The sequence below is a fragment of the Burkholderia sp. GbtcB21 genome, from assembly GCF_019091065.1.
Lineage (GTDB): Bacteria > Pseudomonadota > Gammaproteobacteria > Burkholderiales > Burkholderiaceae > Burkholderia > Burkholderia pyrrocinia_C.
Genome location: NZ_JAGXKA010000005.1, coordinates 119,042 through 138,270, shown reverse-complemented (window position 1 = coordinate 138,270; position 19,229 = coordinate 119,042). Strand labels below are relative to the sequence as shown.

The window sequence follows — 19,229 nt, the reverse complement described above, 5'->3', positions numbered from 1 at the left end:
GGACGAACCCGGCGGCCCGGCCAGGGGTGTTGGCTTACACCGGCAGCGCCGGCTCCTCGTGCAGCACGCCGTCACGCAGCCGCATGATGCGGTCGCAGCGCGCGGCGAGATCGGGATCGTGCGTGACGATCACGAAGCTCGTTTCGAGCGTCTCGGACAGTTCGAGCATCAGGTTGAACACCGTGTCTGCCGTCGTGCCGTCGAGGTTGCCGGTCGGCTCGTCGGCGAGCACGCACGCGGGTTTCGTGACCAGCGCGCGCGCGATCGCGACGCGCTGCCGCTCGCCGCCCGACAGCTCGCCCGGCCGGTGCTTCGCGCGCGGGCCGAGACCGACGCGTTCGAGCATCGCCTGGGCCTGCGCGCGCGCGTCCTCGGTCGTCATCCGGCGGATGCGCAGCGGCATCGCGACGTTGTCGAGCGCGGTGAACTCGGGCAGCAGGTGATGGAACTGGTAGACGAAGCCGAGCGCGCGGTTGCGCAACTCGTTGCGCTCGCGCTCGGCGAGTTGCGTAAACGGCTTGCCGAGCAGCGACACTTCGCCCGCGCTCGGCTCGTCGAGCCCGCCCAGCACGTGCAGCAGCGTGCTCTTGCCCGAACCCGACGCACCGACGACGGCGAGCTTCTCGCCGCGCCGCACCGTCAGTTCGGTATTGTTGAGCACCTGCACGTTGAAGCCACCCTGCACGAACGCCTTCGTGATCCCGCGCGCCTGAAGCACGTATTCCTGCATACCTGCCGAATCCTGTCTGTTGTGTTGTTCTGAATCCGCGAATGCGGTTGCGCGGTCATTCATAGCGGAGCGCCTCCGCCGGCTTCACCTTCGCGCCGCGCCAACTCGGATAGAGCGTCGCGACGGCCGACAGCGCGAATGCGATCAGCCCGATCCGGATCACGTCGCTCGCGACGAGTTCCGACGGCAGCTCGCTGATGAAGTACACGGACGGCGGCAGGAACTGCACGCCGAACAGGTGCTCGATCATCGGGATCAGCCAGGGGATGCTCCACGCGATCAGGCAGCCGAGCGCGACGCCCGACGCCGTGCCGACGAAGCCGATCGTCACGCCCTGCACGACGAAGATCTTCATGATCGACCCCGGCTGCGCGCCGAGCGTGCGCAGGATCGCGATGTCGGCCTGCTTGTTGGTCACGGTCATCACGAGCGACGACACGAGGTTGAACGCGGCCACCGCGATGATCAGCGTCAGGATGATGAACATCATCCGCTTCTCGATCTGCACGGCCGAGAACCACGTCTTGTTCTGCTGCGTCCAGTCGCGGATGTACAGGCTGCCCGACAGCGTATGCGACAGCTCGACCGCGACCTGCGGCGCCTTCTGCATGTCCGTCAGCCGCAGCCGCACGCCGGTCGGCGCAGCCATCCGGAACAATGCCTCGGCGTCGCGGATGTTGATCATCGCGAGCGTGCTGTCGTATTCGTAGTGGCCCGACTCGAACACGCCGACGACCGTGAACTGCTTCAGGCGCGGCATCATGCCGGCCGGCGTGATCGAGCCTTCGGGCGCGACCAGCGTGACCTTGTCGCCGACCGTTACGCCGAGGTTGCCGGCGAGCGCGTCGCCGAGCACGATGCCGAACTGGCCCGGCACGAGCGCGCCGAGCTGCCCGGCCTTCATGTCCTTGCCGATGTCGGACACCTGCGGCTCGAGCGTCGGCTCGACGCCGCGCAGCATCACGCCGCTCACCGCGTCCTGGCGCGTGAGCAGCGCCTGCGCGTCGACGTACGGCGCCGCGCCGACCACCGACGGATTGCGGCGCGCTTCCTGCGCGGTCAGTTGCCAGTCGGGCATCGAGCCCGTCGGCGAGAACACCTCGACGTGCGCGAGCACCGACAGCATGCGGTCGCGCACTTCCTTCTGGAAGCCGTTCATCACCGACAGCACGACAATCAGCGCCGCGACGCCGAGCGCGATGCCGAGCATCGATACGAGGGCGATGAAGGAAATGAAGCCGTTGCCGGTCGTGCGTTTGCCGGCGCGCGTATAGCGCCAGCCGATCTGCCATTCGTACGGAAGTTTCAAGCGAATCCTTTCTGCTGGTTACGGCGGGAAGGCGCCCCGCGGCCGGACCGCCGCCCGGCGGCGGCCACCGGCCCGGGCCCGGTCGAAAAACGGCCGCCGGACGCGAACGGGCCGTCTGCCGGCCCGATCACGCGCGCAGTTTGCCATACAATGCGCACCATCATGCACGACCGACGCCTCCATTTTCTCGTTCCGTTCGCGCTGCCGTCGGCGGCCGATGCGGCCTCGTCCCTGCACACGCTGGACAGCCCCGCGCTCGAAAAGTTGCTCGCCCGCGCACGCCTCGTCGAGCGCGTGGCCGGCGAGGACTTCCAGCGCACGCTGCCGCACGAGCGCTGGCTGGCCCGCCAGTTCGGCGCGACCCAGGGCAACGCCGCGGACGAGGCGCCGCTCGCGCCCTACATGTTGCTGGCGGACGGCGGCGACCCCGGCGCACAAGCATGGGCATGCGTCGAGCCCGTGCACGTCGAAATCGCGCACGATCACCTGGTGCTCGTCGATCCGGCAGCCCTCGCGCTCGACGACGGCGACGCGGCCGCGCTGCTCGCGGTCGCGCGGCCGCTGATCGAGGAGCTCGGCGTGCGGCTCGAAGCGCCGAACCCCGCGCGCTGGTACCTGTCGAGCGAACAGCTCGCACGGCTCGCCGGCGCCGCGCCGCTGCGCGCGAGCGGCCGCAACATCGAGATCTGGCTGCCGCACGAGGCACACACGGGCGAACGCTCGCGGATGTGGATGAAACTGCAGAACGAAGTGCAGATGGCGTGGTTCCAGCACCCGGTCAACGAAGCCCGAGAGGCGCGTGGCCTGCCGGCCGTCAATTCGATCTGGTTCCATGCGCAGGGCACGCTGAAGCCGGTCGGCAAGCCGTTCGCGCGCGTGCTGTCCGCGTCGCCCGCCGCGCTCGGCCTCGCGCGCGCCGCGCAGGCCGAAGCCGGCGCCCCACCCGCCGCGTTCGACGCGCTGCCCGCCGGCGACGGCGCGACGCTCGTCGAACTGCCGGCGTTGACCACCCCATTCATCGAACAGGACTGGGCGCGCTGGCACGACGGGCTCGCCGCGCTCGAGCGCGACTGGTTCGCGCCGGTGCTCGCCGCGCTGCAGAACGGCGCGCTCGCCAGCGTCGAATTCACGCTGTGCGGCGATACGAGCTCCGTGACGCTGCACGCGACGCGCGGCGACCTGCGCAAGTTCTGGCGCCGCCGTGCGCTCGCCTCCCTGTTCGAATAACAAGCAGACCCCGAATGACCCGGATCGTTACCCGCCCCGTCGCGCCCGCCGACGCCGAAGTGCTCGCGCGCCACGGCCTGCATCCCGTTCTCGCGCGCCTGTATGCGTCGCGCGGCGTGCAGTCCCCGACCGATATCGAGACCGCGCTTGCGCGCCTCGTCCCGCCCACCGAGCTGAAGGGCTGCGCCGACGCGGCGTCGCTGCTTGCCGACGCGATCGCCGACAAGCGACGCCTGCTCGTCGTCGCCGACTACGACTGCGACGGCGCGACCGCGTGCGCGGTGGCGGTACGCGGCCTGCGGATGTTCGGCGCGCAGATCGACTACCTGGTGCCGAACCGCTTCGAATACGGCTACGGCCTCACGCCCGAGATCGTCGAGCTCGCGGCCGCGCGCAAACCCGACCTGCTGATCACCGTCGACAACGGGATCGCGAGCGTCGCGGGCGTCGAAGCCGCGAACGCGCGCGGCATCGACGTGCTCGTGACCGACCACCACCTGCCCGGCGACGCGCTGCCCGCTGCCCGTGCGATCGTCAACCCGAACCAGCCCGGCTGCGCGTTCCCGAGCAAGCACATCGCCGGCGTCGGCGTGATGTTCTACGTGCTGCTGGCGCTGCGCGCCGAACTGCGCCGGCGCGGCGCATTCGCGAGCAAGGAAGCGGAGCCGCGCCTCGACGGCCTGCTCGACCTCGTCGCGCTCGGCACCGTCGCGGACGTCGTGCGGCTCGACGGCAACAACCGCGTGCTCGTCGCGCAGGGGCTGCAGCGGATCCGCAACGGCCGCATGCAGCCGGGCATCGCCGCGCTGTTCCGCGCCGCCGCGCGCGAAGCGCGCACCGCGTCGGGCTTCGACCTCGGCTTCGGCCTCGGGCCGCGGCTCAACGCCGCGGGGCGGCTGTCCGACATGTCGCTCGGCATCGAATGCCTGATCACCGACGACATCGGCCGCGCGTGGGATCTCGCGCAGCAGCTCGACGTGATGAACCGCGAGCGCCGCGAGATCGAGGCCGGCATGCAGCAGCAGGCGCTCGCCGATCTCGCCGACGTCGACCCGGCCGACGCGTGCACGATCACGCTGTTCAACCCCGCATGGCACCAGGGCGTGATCGGCATCGTCGCCGGGCGGCTCAAGGAAAAATTCCACCGCCCGTCGTTCACGTTCGCGCACGCGGACGACGAAGGCAAGCGGGTCAAGGGGTCGGGCCGATCGATCGCCGGCTTCCACCTGCGCGACGCGCTCGACCTCGTGTCGAAACGCGAACCGGACCTGATCGTCGCGTTCGGCGGCCATGCGATGGCGGCCGGTCTCACGCTCGATACCGAGAACGTGCCGCGCTTCGCGGCCACGTTCGAGGCCGTCGCACGCGAATGGCTGTCCGACGATGCGCTCGCCCGCGTGATCGAGACCGACGGCGAACTCGAGGACGCGTACTTCACGCCGCAGTTCGTCGGGCTGCTCGACGAGGCCGTCTGGGGGCAAGGTTTTCCGGCCCCGCTTTTCTCCGGGGAATTCGACGTCGTGTCGCAGTCGCTCGTGAAGGAAAAGCACCTGAAGCTGCAGCTTGCGCGCGGCCGCCAGCGCTTCAACGCGATCTGGTTCAACCACACCGAGCCGCTGCCGGCGAGCGCGCTGATCGCGTACCGCCTCGTCGCCGACACATGGAACGGCGTCACGCGCGTCCAGTTGATCGTCGAACACGCGGCCGGCTGAGCACGGGCCGCCCGGCCCGCAGTGCCCGCCGATGCATGCACGCCGCACCGGACGGGGCCGCGGCACGCGTGCGAGCACCGTTTGCGTCACCGGGCAACCCTGCCGATCGGCTATAATTCCGCTTTTTTACGAAGCAAGAAAAGCGAACGATCATGGAAGCGGAACGTCTCAACGCGATCGAAAGCTCCCTGCTCGACCTGCGCAACCGCGCGGGCGAGCTCCGGGGGTATCTTTGACTACGACGCCAAAGCTGCGCGTCTGACCGAAGTCAACAAGGAACTCGAAGACCCGAACGTCTGGAACGATTCGAAGAACGCCCAGGCACTCGGCCGCGAGAAGAAGCTGCTCGAAGGCGTCGTCACGACGCTGACGGCGCTCGATAGCGACCTGCGCGACGCGCTCGACCTGTTCGAGCTGGCCCGCGAGGAAGGCGACGAGGACACGCTCGTCGCGTCGGAAGAGGATGCCGCGAAGCTCGAGGCACGCGTTGGCGACATCGAATTCCGCCGGATGTTCTCGAACCCGGCCGACCCGAACAACTGCTTCATCGACATCCAGGCCGGCGCCGGCGGCACCGAGGCGTGCGACTGGGCGTCGATGCTGCTGCGCCAGTACCTGCGCTACTGCGAACGCAAGGGCTTCAAGGCCGAAGTACTCGAAGAGTCCGACGGCGACGTCGCCGGCATCAAGAACGCGACGGTCAAGGTCTCGGGCGAATACGCATACGGCTTCCTGCGCACCGAAACGGGCATCCACCGTCTCGTGCGCAAGTCGCCGTTCGATTCGTCGGGCGGCCGCCATACGTCGTTCTCGTCGGTGTTCGTGTATCCGGAAATCGACGACTCGATCGAAGTCGAGATCAACCCGGCCGACCTGCGCATCGACACGTACCGCGCCTCGGGCGCCGGCGGCCAGCACATCAACAAGACCGACTCGGCGGTGCGGATCACGCACATGCCGACCGGCATCGTCGTGCAGTGCCAGAACGACCGCTCGCAGCACCGCAACCGCGCGGAAGCGATGGCGATGCTGAAGTCGCGCCTGTACGAAGTCGAGATGCGCAAGCGCCAGGCCGAGCAGGACAAGCTCGAATCGAGCAAGACCGACGTGGGCTGGGGCCACCAGATCCGCTCGTACGTGCTCGACCAGAGCCGCGTGAAGGACCTGCGCACGAACGTCGAAATGAGCAACACCCGCGCGGTGCTCGACGGCGATCTCGACGACTTCATCAGCGCGAGCCTCAAACAGGGCGTGTAAGCGCCGCGGCGCGCACCTGGCCAGGTCGCGCCGCCCTTGCCCTTCCCGTTTGCGTTGCCGCACCCAATCCGAATTTCGACCATCATGACCGAACCGACCCAAACGCAGCCCGCCGTCGCAGCGGACGAAAACCAGATCATCTCCGAGCGCCGCGAGAAGCTGCGCGCCTTGCGCGAGCAAGGCGTCGCCTACCCGAACGACTTCCGGCCGACGCACCACGCAGCCGATCTGCAGGTGAAATTCGCCGACTCGGACAAGGCCGCGCTCGAAGCGAGCCCGGTCGAGGTGTCGGTTGCCGGCCGCATGATGCTCAAGCGCGTGATGGGCAAGGCAAGCTTCGCGACGGTGCAGGACGGTTCGGGCCAGATCCAGTTCTTCGTGACGCCGAACGACGTCGGCGCGGAAACCTACGACGCATTCAAGAAGTGGGACCTCGGCGACATCGTCGCCGCGCGCGGCGTGCTGTTCCGCACCAACAAGGGCGAGCTGTCGGTCCAGTGCAAGGAGCTGCGCCTGCTGTCGAAGGCGCTGCGTCCGCTGCCGGACAAGTTCCACGGCCTCGCCGACCAGGAAATGCGCTACCGCCAGCGCTACGTCGACCTGATCGTCACGCCGGAAACGCGCGATACGTTCCGCGCGCGGACCAAGACGATCGCGTCGATCCGCAAGTTCATGGATTCGGCCGACTTCATGGAAGTCGAGACGCCGATGCTGCACCCGATCCCGGGCGGCGCGGCCGCGAAGCCGTTCGTCACGCATCACAACGCGCTCGACATGCAGATGTTCCTGCGCATCGCGCCGGAGCTGTACCTGAAGCGCCTGATCGTCGGCGGCTTCGAGCGCGTGTTCGAAATCAACCGCAATTTCCGGAACGAAGGCGTGTCGCCGCGTCACAACCCGGAATTCACGATGATGGAGTTCTACGCCGCGTACACCGACTATCGCTGGCTGATGGACTTCACCGAGCAACTGATCCGCCAGGCGGCGGTCGATGCGCTCGGCACCGCGACGATCCAGTATCAAGGCCGCGAGCTCGACCTCGCGAAGCCGTTCCATCGCCTGACGATCACGCAGGCGATCCAGAAGTACGCGCCGCAGTACACCGACGGCCAGCTGTCGGACGACGCGTTCCTGCGCACCGAACTGAAGCGCTTCGGCGTCGACGTCGGGCAGCCGGCGTTCCTGAACGCGGGCATCGGCGCACTGCAGCTCGCGCTGTTCGAGGAAACGGCCGAAGCGCAGCTCTGGGAACCGACGTTCATCATCGACTACCCGGTCGAGGTGTCGCCGCTCGCACGCGCATCGGATACGGTACCGGGCATCACCGAGCGTTTCGAGCTGTTCATGACCGGCCGCGAGATCGCGAACGGCTTCTCGGAGCTGAACGATCCGGAAGACCAGGCCGCACGCTTCAAGAAGCAGGTCGAGCAGAAGGATGCGGGCGACGAGGAAGCGATGTTCTTCGACGCCGACTACATCCGCGCGCTCGAATACGGGATGCCTCCGACCGGCGGCTGCGGGATCGGCATCGACCGCCTCGTGATGCTGCTGACCGACAGCCCGACGATCCGCGACGTGCTGCTGTTCCCCCATCTGCGCCGCGAAGACTGACGGCCGCGCACGCGTGCGCGCCGCACCCCGTGGCGCGCACGCATCAGCTTTGTAACGACGCGTAAATCCCGCCAGCCGGCGTCCGCCGGCTTTCGATCCTCCCCCGTTTTATTCCCTCGTCGCGACGGCCCGCCCCGGGTTTTCCCGGCAACAATCGCCGGCGCCCTGCTGCAATTCGTTACACCTTGATACGGTGCGCCCCTCGCCGCTCGACGACACTCCTTTTGCGTCACCACGCATGACAACGGGACCAGAACGAGGCGCCGGAACGCCGAGTCTGCTCGATCCCGAAGCGTGGGATCCGGCCCGGCGCCGACGTGCCGATCCGGATCGACATCGGAGAAAAAAATGGACAACCAGAATCAGACCACGCCGCAAAAGCAACGCCTCCATCCGCTGATCGCCACTGCAGCGGGCGCCGTCATCGTCGCCAGCCTCGCGGCGACAGCAGCGATCACGGGCGTATTCCCGAAGGCCAGCAGCAGCAACGAACAGAACGGCCAGACCCAGGCCGCGCTGATCGCGTCGCAGCCGGCCGTCGATACGGCCGCGGCCGCCAGCGCCGCGCTGGCCGCGCAAGCCCGGCAGCAGGCGGCCGAACAAGCCGCCGCGCAGCAGAAGGCGATCGCGCAGGCCGAACCGAAGCCCGCGCCGCGCCCGGCGACGACGCACCGCCGTCATACGCAGGCACCGCAGCCGCCGCAATATGCGCAGCAGCCGTCGGCGCCCGCCCAGGCAGCCTACTGCCAGAGCTGCGGCACGGTCGTCGCGATCACGCAGACGCGCACGCCGGGCCAGAGCTCGGGGATCGGCGCCGTTGGCGGTGCCGCTGCCGGCGGCCTGCTCGGCAACCAGTTCGGCAACGGTAACGGCCGCACCGCGATGACGATCATCGGCGCGCTGGGCGGCGGTCTCGCCGGCAACCAGGTCGAGAAGCAGGTACGCGCGGAAACCGACTATCAGGTGCAAGTGCAGATGGAAAGCGGCGCGACGCGTACGTTCACGTACCACAACCCGCCGCCGTTCGGCCAGGGTCAGCGCGTGCGGATCGAGAACGGCACGCTGGTCGGCGCGTAAGCGGCCGCTGCCCGCGCGTCGTGCCCGGGCAAGCGACCTGAAAACGAAAACGGCTCGCGAGCGATTGCTCACGAGCCGTTTTCTCATTGGAGCCGCGTGCGCCATTGCGGCGCACGCCGTGCTCAGTCTTCGTCGTCGAAGTCGGATTCGTCGATCCAGTGCGCCTGGATCGCTTCGAGGATCTTCTCGCCGGAATGCTTCGGATCATCGTCGAAGCCGTCGAGTTCAAGCACCCATTGGCGCAGGTCGACGAAGTTGATCCGCTGCGGGTCGATGTCCGGGTACTTGTCCGCCAGCGCAATGGCTAGTTCGCGCGAATCGGTCCATTTCATCGCCTGCCTCCGGTTTGTCAGTGATTTTCCTTCGCGTGGTTGATCGAGTACTTCGGAATCTCGACCACCAGGTCCGAATCTTCGTTCACGATCGCCTGGCACGACAGGCGCGACGTCGGCTCGAGCCCCCACGCCTTGTCCAGCAGGTCGTCCTCGTCCTCCTCGGACGGCGCCAGATCGTTGAAGCCCTCGCGGATCACCACGTGGCACGTCGTGCACGCGCACGACTTCTCGCATGCATGCTCGATCTCGATTCCGTGGTCGAGCAGGTTGTCGCAGATACTCTTGCCGGGCGTCGCGTCGATCACTGCGCCGTCCGGGCACAGTTCGACGTGAGGCAGCACCACCAGTTGAGGCATGTCCGTTCCGTCAGTCAGGGTGCGGCGACAGGCGCCGCACGGTTCATTATCGCGCGGGCCGTCGCCGGCCGATGCGCAGTTCGTCAGTTCAGATCTCGTCGAGCCGGCGGCCCGACAGTGCGCGCTTGATGCTCTTGTCCATCCGGCGCGCCGCGAATTCGTCGGTGCCGTCGGCCAGCGTCTTGGTCGCCGCTTCGATCGCATTCGTATCGTCGCCTTGCGCAACCGCGCGCAGCGCCGCGGCGAGCGCGTCGATCTGCGTGCGCTCGTCCGCATCGAGCAGTTCGCCGTCGGTCGCCAGCGCGGCCTGCGTCGCCTCGAGCATCCGCTCGGCCTCGACCTGCGCTTCGCGCAGCGCGCGTGCGCGCATGTCGATTTCGGCGGTCTTGAAGCTGTCCTCGAGCATCTTCGCGATGTCGTCGTCGGCGAGGCCGTACGACGGCTTCACGACGACCGACGCCTCGACGCCCGACAGCTGTTCGCGTGCGAACACCGACAGCAGGCCGTCCGCGTCGACCTGATAGGTCACGCGAATCCGCGCGGCGCCGGCCGTCATCGGCGGAATACCGCGCAGCTCGAAGCGCGCAAGCGACCGGCAGTCGGCGACGAGCTCGCGCTCGCCCTGCACGACGTGGATCGCCATCGCGGTCTGGCCGTCCTTGAAAGTCGTGAATTCCTGCGCGCGTGCGATCGGAATCGTCGAGTTGCGCGGAATGATCTTCTCGACGAGGCCGCCCATCGTCTCAACGCCGAGCGACAGCGGAATCACGTCGAGCAGCAGCCAGTCGTCGCCGGTGCCGCGATTGCCCGCGAGCAGGTCGGCCTGGATCGCAGCACCGAGCGCGACGACCTGGTCCGGATCGAGGTTCACGAGTGGCGGCTGGCCGAAATATTTCGCGACTGCGTCGCGAATCACCGGCATGCGCGTCGCGCCGCCGACGAGCACGACGCCCTTGATGTCGGCCGGCGTCACCTGCGCGTCGCGCAGCGCCTTGCGGGTCGGTGTGAGCGTGCGCTGCACGAGCGGCTCGACGAGCGATGCGAACGTGTCGTGCGAGACCGTCTGCACGACGTGCGCGCCGCCCGACAGCGTCACGTCGAGCGACGCCTGCGGCGCGGACGACAGCGCTTCCTTCAGCACGCGCACGCGGTCGAGCAGCAGGCGCACGTCCTCGGGCGCGAGCGTCCTTGCGTCGATACCGGCCTGCGCGAGCACGTGACCGAACAGCGCGTGATCGAAGTCGTCGCCGCCGAGTGCGGAATCGCCGCCCGCGGCCAGCACTTCGAACACGCCCTTCGTCAGCTTCAGGATCGACAGGTCGAACGTGCCGCCGCCGAGGTCGTACACCGCGTAGAGGCCTTCGGACGCGTTGTCGAGGCCATACGCAATCGCCGCGGCAGTCGGTTCGTTCAGCAGGCGCAGCACGTTGAGGCCCGCGAGACGCGCGGCATCCTTGGTCGCCTGGCGCTGCGCTTCGTCGAAATACGCGGGCACCGTGATCACCGCGCCGACCAGATCGTCGCCGAGCGAATCTTCGGCGCGATAGCGCAGCGTCGCGAGAATCTCGGCCGACACTTCGACCGGGCTCTTCACGCCGTCGACGGTACGGATCTGCACCATGCCCGGCGCATCGACGAATTCGTACGGCGCATTCGCCGCGCCTTCGACCTCGGCCTTGCCGCGGCCCATGAAGCGCTTGACCGACACGATCGTGTTGCGCGGATCGGTCGCGGCCTGCTCTTTCGCTTCGTGGCCGATGCGGCGGCCGCCCTTCTCGAGGTAACGGACCACCGACGGCAGCAGCACGCGGCCCGCTTCGTCCGGCAGCACTTCGGCCACGCTGTTGCGCACGGCCGCGACGAGCGAGTTCGTCGTGCCGAGATCGATCCCGACGGCGAGTCGCCGCTGGTGCGGCGCCGGCGCCATGCCCGGTTCGGAAATTTGCAGTAAAGCCATCTTGGTTCGTTCGGGCGCTCGGCCCGTTTGCTGCGCGTGCCGCAAGGCACGCGGTTAAGTTTCGAGGCGCTCGATCTGCGTGCCCACTTCCGACGCGACACGTTCGATGAACATCAGCTGGCGCACGGCCTCGGCGGCCGCCTGATCGGCGCCGCTGTCGAGCAGCGTGCCGAGGCGCTCGACGCGTACGCGCTTCTCGTCGCGCAACTCGGCGAGCAGCGTGTCGAGTGCGTCGACGTTGCGGGCGGCCGCGGCATCCTCGATGCCCTCGCGCCACTCCATCTGCTGCATCAGGAACGCCGGTTCCATCGCGGTGTTGCTTTCAGCGCCGATGTCGACGCCGCGCAGCGACAGCAGATAGGACGCGCGCTTCAGCGGATCGCGCAGCGTGCGGTACGCCTCGTTCGCGCGGGTTGCCCATTGCATCGCGATGCGCTTTTGCGCGTCGCCGGCCGCCGCGAAGCGGTCCGGATGCACCTGCGTCTGCACTGTCCGATAGGCGGCGTCGAGCGTCGCCTCGTCGAGTGCGAATTGCGCCGGCAGGTGAAACAGGTCGAAATGGCTGTCTTTCAGCGAGACCATCGTCGCGTTCAATTCCGGTTCGTCGCGCGGCAAACGCCGCACATTAAAAAGGCGGCCCGTGCCGCCTCTTGCCCGCATTGCGCGGAGATCCGCGTCACACGCGGAACGATTCGCCGCAGCCGCACTCGTCCTTCACGTTCGGGTTGTTGAACTTGAACCCTTCGTTCAGGCCTTCGCGGGCAAAGTCGAGCTCGGTGCCGTCGATGTACGCGAGGCTCTTCGGATCGACGACGACCTTCACGCCATGGCTCTCGAACACCTGATCCTCGGGAGCCAGCTCGTCGACATACTCGAGCTTGTATGCGAGCCCCGAGCACCCGGTCGTGCGAACGCCAAGCCGCAGGCCAACACCCTTGCCGCGACGGACGAGGTATTTCTGGACGTGCTGTGCTGCTTTTTCGGTCAGTGTAATTGCCATGATGTCCTTGCGCGACGCGCCACCGGGACCCGCCGCGTTCCTTCTGAACCCAACCCGCTCGATGCCGCTCAGGCCGCTGCCTGATCGCCTTCCTTCGTGTCGTGGCGCTTCTTGTAGTCGGCCACGGCTGCCTTGATCGCGTCTTCCGCGAGGATCGAGCAGTGAATCTTCACCGGCGGCAGCGCGAGCTCTTCGGCGATCTGCGTATTCTTGATCGACAGCGCCTCGTCGAGCGTCTTGCCCTTCACCCATTCGGTCACGAGCGAGCTCGACGCGATCGCCGAACCGCACCCGTAGGTCTTGAACTTCGCGTCTTCGATCACGCCGTCCGCGCCGACGCGGATCTGCAGCTTCATCACGTCGCCGCAGGCCGGCGCGCCGACCATGCCCGTGCCGACCGTGTCGTCGTCCTTCGCGAACGAACCGACGTTGCGCGGGTTTTCGTAGTGATCCAGAACCTTGTTGCTGTAAGACATGACTCAGACTCCTTGACTCGTTACGTCTGCGTGCGCGAATCCGCCCGCGGATATGTTCAGTGTGGCGCTTAGTGAGCGGCCCATTCGATCGTCGACAGGTCGATGCCTTCCTGGTGCATTTCCCAGAGCGGCGACAGTTCGCGCAGCTTCGCGATCTTGCTGTTCAGCAGATTGATCACGAAGTCGACTTCCTGCTCCGTCGTGAAGCGGCCGACCGTGAAGCGGATCGAGCTGTGCGCGAGCTCGTCGTTGCGGCCGAGCGCACGCAGCACGTACGACGGCTCCAGCGACGCCGACGTACATGCGGAGCCCGACGAAACCGCGACGTCCTTGATCGCCATGATCAGCGACTCGCCTTCGACGAAGTTGAAACTGATGTTGAGGTTGTGCGGGACACGGTGTTCCATGTCGCCGTTCACGTACGTTTCCTCGATTTGCGACAGGCCGCGCAGCAGCTTGTCGCGCAGCATGCGGACGCGCTCGTTCTCGGTCGCCATTTCTTCGCGCGCGATGCGGAACGCTTCGCCCATGCCGACGATCTGGTGCGTCGCCAGCGTGCCCGAACGCATCCCGCGCTCGTGGCCGCCGCCGTGCATCTGTGCCTCGATGCGCACGCGCGGCTTGCGGCGCACGTACAGCGCGCCGATGCCCTTCGGACCGTAGGTCTTGTGCGCCGAGAACGACATCAGGTCGACCTTCAGTTTCGCGAGGTCGATCCCGACCTTGCCGGTCGACTGTGCAGCGTCGACGTGGAACACGATGCCCTTCTCGCGACAGATTTCACCGATCGTCTCGATGTCCTGGATCACGCCGATCTCGTTGTTCACGTGCATCACCGACACGAGGATCGTATCGGGGCGCAACGCGGCCTTGAACACGTCGAGGTCGAGCAGGCCGTCATCCTTCACGTCGAGGTAGGTGACTTCGAAACCGTCGCGCTCGAGCTCGCGGCACGTATCGAGCACGGCCTTGTGCTCGGTCTTCACCGTGATGATGTGCTTGCCCTTGCCCTTGTAGAAGTTCGCGGCACCCTTGATCGCGAGGTTGTCCGATTCCGTTGCGCCGGACGTCCAGATGATCTCGCGCGGATCCGCGTTCACAAGTGCGGCCACCTGCTCGCGCGCTTCCTCGACCGCACGCTCCGCGTCCCAGCCGTAAGCGTGGCTGCGCGACGCCGGGTTGCCGAACTGCTCGCGCAGGTACGGCACCATCTTGTCGACCACGCGCGGATCGACGGGCGTCGTCGCGCTGTAATCCATATAGATGGGCAGGTGGAGAGTCTCTTGGGTCATCTGTCGCTCCGGGTATTCTGTGCAGGGACTATGTGCGTTATGGGGTATGGCGGGCGCCTTCGCGCTCACGAACTCGCGATGTTGAACACCGAATTGGGGCCGAGCGGCATCGTGCGCACGGGCTCGGCCGGTGCGGCGACGGGCTCCGGCGTACGCCGGTCGCGCAGCACCGCGGGTGCGCCCTCGCGTGCGCGCTGCTGATCGACGAGATCCTGCAGCGACACGGAATCGAGGTATTCGACCATCTTCTGGTTCAGGGTCGACCACAGCTCGTGCGTCATGCAATGGCCGTCGGGCTGCTTCGAGCCGTCGCACGTGCCTTTGCCGCCGCACTGCGTGGCGTCGAGCGGTTCATCGACCGCGATGATGATGTCGGCAACGGTGACGTCCTGCGCGCGACGCGCGAGGTTGTAGCCGCCGCCCGGGCCGCGCACGGATTCGACGATTTCATGCCTGCGCAGCTTGCCGAACAGCTGTTCGAGATACGAGAGCGAAATCCGCTGGCGCTGGCTGATGCCTGCAAGCGTCACCGGGCCCTGCTCCTGGCGCAGTGCCAAGTCAATCATCGCCGTGACGGCGAAACGGCCTTTGGTGGTGAGTCTCATGGTGTCTAGGGGACTGCAATCTTGACGATTTTGGTCAAGTATAAATATTTGACAGATTTAGTCAAGTATCCATGCCTTTGATAGGGTATTCGCAGATCGCTGAATACCGCGATCAGCGCTGCGTGCGGGCCCGAAGCGTCTGCAGCAGGCCCGCGCACGCGCGTTCGACCTGATCGAGCACCTGTTCGAAGCCCTGCGCGCCGCCGAAATACGGATCGGACACTTCGGTTTCAGACGAGTCCGGCGCGAATTCCATCAGCAGGCGCACCTTGTCGCGATGCTGCGGCGGGCAGCGGCGGTGCAGTTCCGCAAGATTCGCTTCGTCCATCGCGAGCAGCAGGTCGAAACGCTCGAAGTCCGCCGCACTCACCTGCCGCGCGCGCAGCGCCGACAGGTCGTAGCCGCGGCTGCGCGCGGCAGCCTGCGCACGCGTATCGGGCGGCTCGCCCACATGCCAGTCGCCGGTGCCGGCCGAATCGATCGCGATCCGGTCCGCCAGCGCGGCAGCGTCGACCTGGTGGCGCATCACGCCTTCCGCGGTGGGCGAGCGGCAGATGTTGCCGAGACAGACGAAACAGATCGCAACGCGGGTCATCGCACTATCGGAAAGCCGCGGCGGACCGCGTGGAACAAGAACGCGCCATTATACAAAGGCGCCCGAAATCGCGCCGCCGCGCAAAGCGACGGCGCCCAGCATTACAGCGCCTTCGGCGCGGCGAGCACGACGTCGCCGGATGCCGCCGGCAGCGGCTTCGCCGCGTCGTCGACCAGCCCGAACGACACCGCGCGCGCCAGTTCGGCAGACGCCTGGTGAACCGCGAGCGGGCCGCGCGCCGGCGCATCGGCCATCGCATGCAGATAGGCAGCCGCGGCCAGCGGGACGACGATTGCCAGCGGCCAGTACATCGATATTGTCTTTTTCATGATGCGGACCTCCTTGACCTCGTTCCCCGAAAACCGATTCCGGGGACTACAGACAAGATTCTATAGACCGCATCTATCGAGATAAATATGTAAATAGCGAACGCACTGTTGTCGCCGGATGAACAGTGCTCAGCCGAGGTGGCTTTTCGATGCCGCGTACAGTTCGCGGAACGTGCGCCCGGTCGGCGTCGGCATGTCGCGCGTATCCATCCAGCCGCCCATCATCGGCAGACGCCGCAGCATGCCGCCGTTGCCGCCCAGCCGCTCGAGGACGCGCACCGCGAGCTTGGTCGTCAGCGCGTACAGCGTCGGCCGCCGCGCGACGAAGCCCCATGCGGCGAGCGCGGTCCGCTCGCGCCACGGCCGCAGGTGCCGCTCGACCTGTTTCTCGCGCAGCGTGCGCAACAGGTGCGACAACGGAATCCCGACCGGGCACACGCTGTCGCATTCGCCGCACAGCGTCGCGGCCTGCGGCAGGTCGAGCGTGCTCTCGAGCCCGACGTAGCTCGGCGTCAGCACCGACCCCATCGGCCCCGGGTAGACCCAGCCGTACGCATGGCCGCCGACCTTCTGGTAAACCGGGCAGTGGTTCATGCACGCGCCGCAGCGGATGCAGCGCAGCATCTCCTGGAACTCGCCGCCGATCAGGCCCGTGCGGCCGCCGTCGACGAGCACCACGTAGTTGTGCTCGGGGCCGTCCTCGTCGCCCGGGCCGCGCGGCCCGGTCAGCAGTGAAAAATAGTTCGACGTCTTCTGCCCCGTCGCGGAGCGCGGCAACAGGCGCATCGCGGTCGCCAGATCCTCGAGCGTCGGCAGCACCTTCTCGATGCCCGTCACCGCAACATGCACGCGCGGCATCACCGTGCACATCCCCTCGTTCCCTTCGTTCGTCACGATCGCGACCGAACCCGTCTCGGCAATCACGAAGTTGCCGCCCGTCACGCCCATGTCGGCCGACATGAAATGCGGGCGCAGCACCTCGCGCGCCTCGCGCGTCATGTCCGGAATCTCGGTGAGCCGCGCGCGATGGTGCGTGCGCGCGAACAGGTCGGCGATCTCGTCCTTGTCCTTGTGCACGACGGGCGCAATGATGTGGCTCGGCGGTTCGTTGTCGTTGATCTGCAGGATGTATTCGCCGAGATCCGTCTCGATCGACTGCACGCCCATCTCCGCGAGCACCGCGTTCAGACGCATCTCCTCGGACACCATCGACTTGGTCTTGATGACCTTCTTCACGTCGTGCCGGCGCGCGATGTCGGCCACGAGCCGCGCGGCATCCGCGGTCGTTTCGGCGAACAGTACCGTCGTGCCGCGCCGCGTCGCCTCGCGCTCGAATGCGTCGAGCCACACGTCGAGGTTCTCCAGCGCGCGGTTGCGGCGCGCCTTGAGCGCGGCGCGCGTGGCCGGGAAGTCGATCGCGGTCATCGCGTCGGCGCGCGCGGACACGAACTTCGTCGACAGCTTCTTCAGGTTCTGCTGCAGGCGCTGGTCGGCCAGCTTCTGGCCGGCGCGCGCCTTGAAATGCATCGATTGGACTTGCATCGCGGTATCGGGGGAAAAGTGAGCGGAACCGGGCGTCAGACGTCGCCCGCCAGCACCTGCGCGACGTGCAGCACGCGCGTGTCGCGGTCGCCGGTGCGGCGCAACCGCCCTTCGATGTTCAGCATGCAGCCGAGATCGCCCAGCACGACGGCGCCCGCGCCCGACGCACGCACGTTCGCGCACTTCTCGTCCGCGATGGCCGCCGAAATATCGCCGTACTTGACCGCGAACGTGCCGCCGAAGCCGCAGCAGTGCTCGCAGTCCTTCATCTCGGTGACCGCGATGCCGCGCTGTGCGAGCAGCGCGCGCGGCTGCGCCTTCACGCCGAGTTCGCGCAGGCCCGAGCACGAGTCGTGATAGGTGACGGGCCCGGTGAATTCACCGGGCTCGAGCGAGACCTTGGCGACGTTCGCGAGGAAATCGGTCAGTTCGTAGACTTTCTGCTGAAAGCGCGCGTAGCGCCCCATCAGTTCGGGGTCGTCGCGGAACAGGTCGCCGTAGTGCGTGCGTATCATCCCGCCGCACGAACCCGACGGCGCGACCACGTAATCGAACTGCTCGAACTCGCGCAGCGTCTTTTCCGCGAGATCGCGCGCCAGCGCGCGCTCGCCGGAGTTGTAGGCCGGCTGGCCGCAGCAGGTTTGCGCGGGCGGCACGATCACCTCGTAGCCGGCGTCGCGAATCAGCTTGAGCGCCGAGAAACCGATTTCGGGGCGCATCAGATCGACCAGGCAGGTCACGAACAAACCGACTCGCATACGTGCTCCTTCGAGAAAACGGCTCTCATTATCCGCCGTTTGGCCGGCAAGACCAACGCGGGCTTGCGCGCAAGCCCGCGCGGCGCGAAGCGAGGACTTCCTCGAACGGCGTTCGCTTTTTTCACAATACGAGATACAATCGGCCCAACACCGCCTGACGCGTCAACCGATTCCTCCCCGACATGAGCCAACCCACCCCGGATTCAAAAACGTCGATCCAGGTGATCGAACGCATGATGCGGCTGCTGGACGCGCTCGCCGCGCACAGCGACCCCGTCAGCCTGAAGGAGCTTGCGCAGCGGACGGAGCTGCATCCGTCGACCGCGCACCGCATCCTCAACGACATGGTGACCTGCCGCCTCGTCGACCGCTCCGATCCCGGCACGTACCGCCTCGGCATGCGGCTGCTCGAGCTCGGCAACCTCGTGAAGGCGCGCCTGTCGGTGCGCGACGCGGCGCTGATGCCGATGCGCGAGCTGCACCGTCTCACCGGGCAGACCGTGAACCTGTCGGTGCGCCAGGGCGACGAGATCGTCTATATCGAGCGCGCCTATTCGGAGCGTTCGGGGATGCAGGTCGTCCGCGCGATCGGCGGCCGCGCGCCGCTGCACCTCACGTCGGTCGGCAAGCTGTTCCTCGCGGCCGACGAAACGTCGCGCGTGCGCGCCTATGCGACGCGCACGGGGCTGTCCGGCCATACGCAGAACAGCATCACCGACATCGCGAAGCTCGAGCGCGAGCTGACGATCGTCCGCCAGCAATCATGCGCACGCGACAACGAGGAACTGGAGCTCGGCGTGCGCTGTATCGCGGCCGGCATCTACGACGATTCTGGCAAGCTCGTCGCGGGCCTGTCGCTGTCGGCACCGGCCGATCGCCTGCAGGACGCGTGGCTCGGCCAGTTGAGCCGCACGGCGCTCACCATCTCGGAATCGCTCGGCTATCGGCCGGCGCCCGCGAAGGATGCGGACGGGCTGCAGCGGCAGGCATAAGCCGCCTTCACCGCCCCGGTTCTCTCCAACGAAAAAACCCCGCGATTGCGGGGTTTTTTCTTGCAACCA

General features: G+C 67.1%; 20 protein-coding genes. 6 read left to right on the top strand and 14 right to left on the bottom strand.

All coding sequences use genetic code 11. The features are described 5' to 3' along the window. Window positions 1-34: 34 nt before the first annotated feature. Window positions 35-730: a lipoprotein-releasing ABC transporter ATP-binding protein LolD gene (gene lolD / locus KVT39_RS13890; RefSeq protein WP_006482997.1), complete on the bottom strand. Its 696-nt coding sequence runs from the start codon at window positions 728-730 to the stop codon at window positions 35-37. A 55-nt stretch (window positions 731-785) separates the two neighbouring features. Continuing rightward, window positions 786-2,039 carry a lipoprotein-releasing ABC transporter permease subunit gene (locus tag KVT39_RS13885; RefSeq protein WP_034183566.1) on the bottom strand — a complete coding sequence of 418 codons (1,254 nt, stop codon included), beginning with the start codon at window positions 2,037-2,039 and terminating at the stop codon, window positions 786-788. A gap of 162 nt (window positions 2,040-2,201) precedes the next feature. On the opposite strand from KVT39_RS13885, the gene KVT39_RS13880 reads away from it, so the two are divergent. From KVT39_RS13880 to KVT39_RS13860, 5 genes are all read left to right on the top strand, one after another. Continuing rightward, entirely contained in the window at window positions 2,202-3,266 is a 1,065-nt protein-coding gene (locus KVT39_RS13880) for a regulator (RefSeq protein WP_152603989.1), read from the top strand. Window positions 3,267-3,280: 14 nt separating this feature from the next. Further along, window positions 3,281-4,978, top strand: coding sequence for a single-stranded-DNA-specific exonuclease RecJ (gene recJ / locus KVT39_RS13875; protein WP_217589370.1), 1,698 nt, complete (start codon window positions 3,281-3,283; stop codon window positions 4,976-4,978). Between the two features lie 152 nt (window positions 4,979-5,130). Then, window positions 5,131-6,235 (top strand): peptide chain release factor 2 gene (gene prfB, locus KVT39_RS13870; protein ID WP_105392842.1). Its coding sequence is split into 2 segments (ribosomal slippage): window positions 5,131-5,211 and window positions 5,213-6,235, totalling 1,104 coding nucleotides; the frame shifts between segments, so codons are not numbered across the junction. An 84-nt stretch (window positions 6,236-6,319) separates the two neighbouring features. After that, window positions 6,320-7,846 (top strand): lysine--tRNA ligase, encoded by a 1,527-nt coding sequence (gene lysS / locus KVT39_RS13865; RefSeq protein ID WP_217589368.1) that lies wholly within the window; start codon window positions 6,320-6,322, stop codon window positions 7,844-7,846. Window positions 7,847-8,194: 348 nt separating this feature from the next. After that, window positions 8,195-8,923 (top strand): glycine zipper 2TM domain-containing protein, encoded by a 729-nt coding sequence (locus KVT39_RS13860; RefSeq protein ID WP_034183562.1) that lies wholly within the window; start codon window positions 8,195-8,197, stop codon window positions 8,921-8,923. Between the two features lie 122 nt (window positions 8,924-9,045). Here the strand turns inward: KVT39_RS13860 and iscX are convergent, their stop codons facing one another. The 12 genes from iscX to KVT39_RS13800 all read right to left on the bottom strand — a co-directional run bounded on the left by iscX (window position 9,046) and on the right by KVT39_RS13800 (window position 18,168). Continuing rightward, window positions 9,046-9,255, bottom strand: a complete 210-nt coding sequence (iscX, locus tag KVT39_RS13855; protein ID WP_034183561.1) for a Fe-S cluster assembly protein IscX — start codon at window positions 9,253-9,255, stop codon at window positions 9,046-9,048. A 17-nt stretch (window positions 9,256-9,272) separates the two neighbouring features. Beyond that, entirely contained in the window at window positions 9,273-9,614 is a 342-nt protein-coding gene (gene fdx / locus KVT39_RS13850) for an ISC system 2Fe-2S type ferredoxin (RefSeq protein WP_034183560.1), read from the bottom strand. Between the two features lie 88 nt (window positions 9,615-9,702). Continuing rightward, window positions 9,703-11,571, bottom strand: coding sequence for a Fe-S protein assembly chaperone HscA (gene hscA, locus KVT39_RS13845; protein ID WP_034183559.1), 1,869 nt, complete (start codon window positions 11,569-11,571; stop codon window positions 9,703-9,705). A 54-nt stretch (window positions 11,572-11,625) separates the two neighbouring features. Continuing rightward, entirely contained in the window at window positions 11,626-12,153 is a 528-nt protein-coding gene (gene hscB / locus KVT39_RS13840) for a Fe-S protein assembly co-chaperone HscB (RefSeq protein ID WP_105392859.1), read from the bottom strand. Window positions 12,154-12,247: 94 nt separating this feature from the next. Beyond that, window positions 12,248-12,571: an iron-sulfur cluster assembly protein IscA gene (gene iscA, locus KVT39_RS13835; protein WP_011885413.1), complete on the bottom strand. Its 324-nt coding sequence runs from the start codon at window positions 12,569-12,571 to the stop codon at window positions 12,248-12,250. Window positions 12,572-12,639: 68 nt separating this feature from the next. After that, window positions 12,640-13,047, bottom strand: coding sequence for a Fe-S cluster assembly scaffold IscU (iscU, locus tag KVT39_RS13830; RefSeq protein WP_006481982.1), 408 nt, complete (start codon window positions 13,045-13,047; stop codon window positions 12,640-12,642). A gap of 68 nt (window positions 13,048-13,115) precedes the next feature. Next, window positions 13,116-14,339, bottom strand: coding sequence for an IscS subfamily cysteine desulfurase (locus tag KVT39_RS13825; RefSeq protein WP_034183558.1), 1,224 nt, complete (start codon window positions 14,337-14,339; stop codon window positions 13,116-13,118). Window positions 14,340-14,404: 65 nt separating this feature from the next. Further along, complete coding sequence (iscR, locus tag KVT39_RS13820; RefSeq protein WP_009691731.1) at window positions 14,405-14,944, bottom strand: Fe-S cluster assembly transcriptional regulator IscR; 540 nt, start codon at window positions 14,942-14,944, stop codon at window positions 14,405-14,407. A gap of 112 nt (window positions 14,945-15,056) precedes the next feature. Next, window positions 15,057-15,539 (bottom strand): low molecular weight protein-tyrosine-phosphatase, encoded by a 483-nt coding sequence (locus KVT39_RS13815; protein WP_034183557.1) that lies wholly within the window; start codon window positions 15,537-15,539, stop codon window positions 15,057-15,059. Between the two features lie 101 nt (window positions 15,540-15,640). Further along, window positions 15,641-15,868 carry a hypothetical protein gene (locus tag KVT39_RS13810; protein ID WP_034183556.1) on the bottom strand — a complete coding sequence of 76 codons (228 nt, stop codon included), beginning with the start codon at window positions 15,866-15,868 and terminating at the stop codon, window positions 15,641-15,643. A gap of 129 nt (window positions 15,869-15,997) precedes the next feature. Continuing rightward, window positions 15,998-17,410 carry a lactate utilization protein B gene (locus KVT39_RS13805; RefSeq protein WP_034183555.1) on the bottom strand — a complete coding sequence of 471 codons (1,413 nt, stop codon included), beginning with the start codon at window positions 17,408-17,410 and terminating at the stop codon, window positions 15,998-16,000. Window positions 17,411-17,445: 35 nt separating this feature from the next. After that, on the bottom strand, window positions 17,446-18,168 hold the full coding sequence (locus KVT39_RS13800) for a (Fe-S)-binding protein (RefSeq protein WP_034183554.1): 723 nt from the start codon (window positions 18,166-18,168) through the stop codon (window positions 17,446-17,448). 182 nt (window positions 18,169-18,350) lie between these two features. Here KVT39_RS13800 and KVT39_RS13795 point away from each other — a divergent pair, with 182 nt between their 5' ends. Then, the gene (locus tag KVT39_RS13795; protein ID WP_034183553.1) at window positions 18,351-19,160 is read left to right on the top strand and encodes an IclR family transcriptional regulator; all 810 of its coding nucleotides are present in this window, start codon (window positions 18,351-18,353) and stop codon (window positions 19,158-19,160) included. Window positions 19,161-19,229 lie beyond the last annotated feature (69 nt).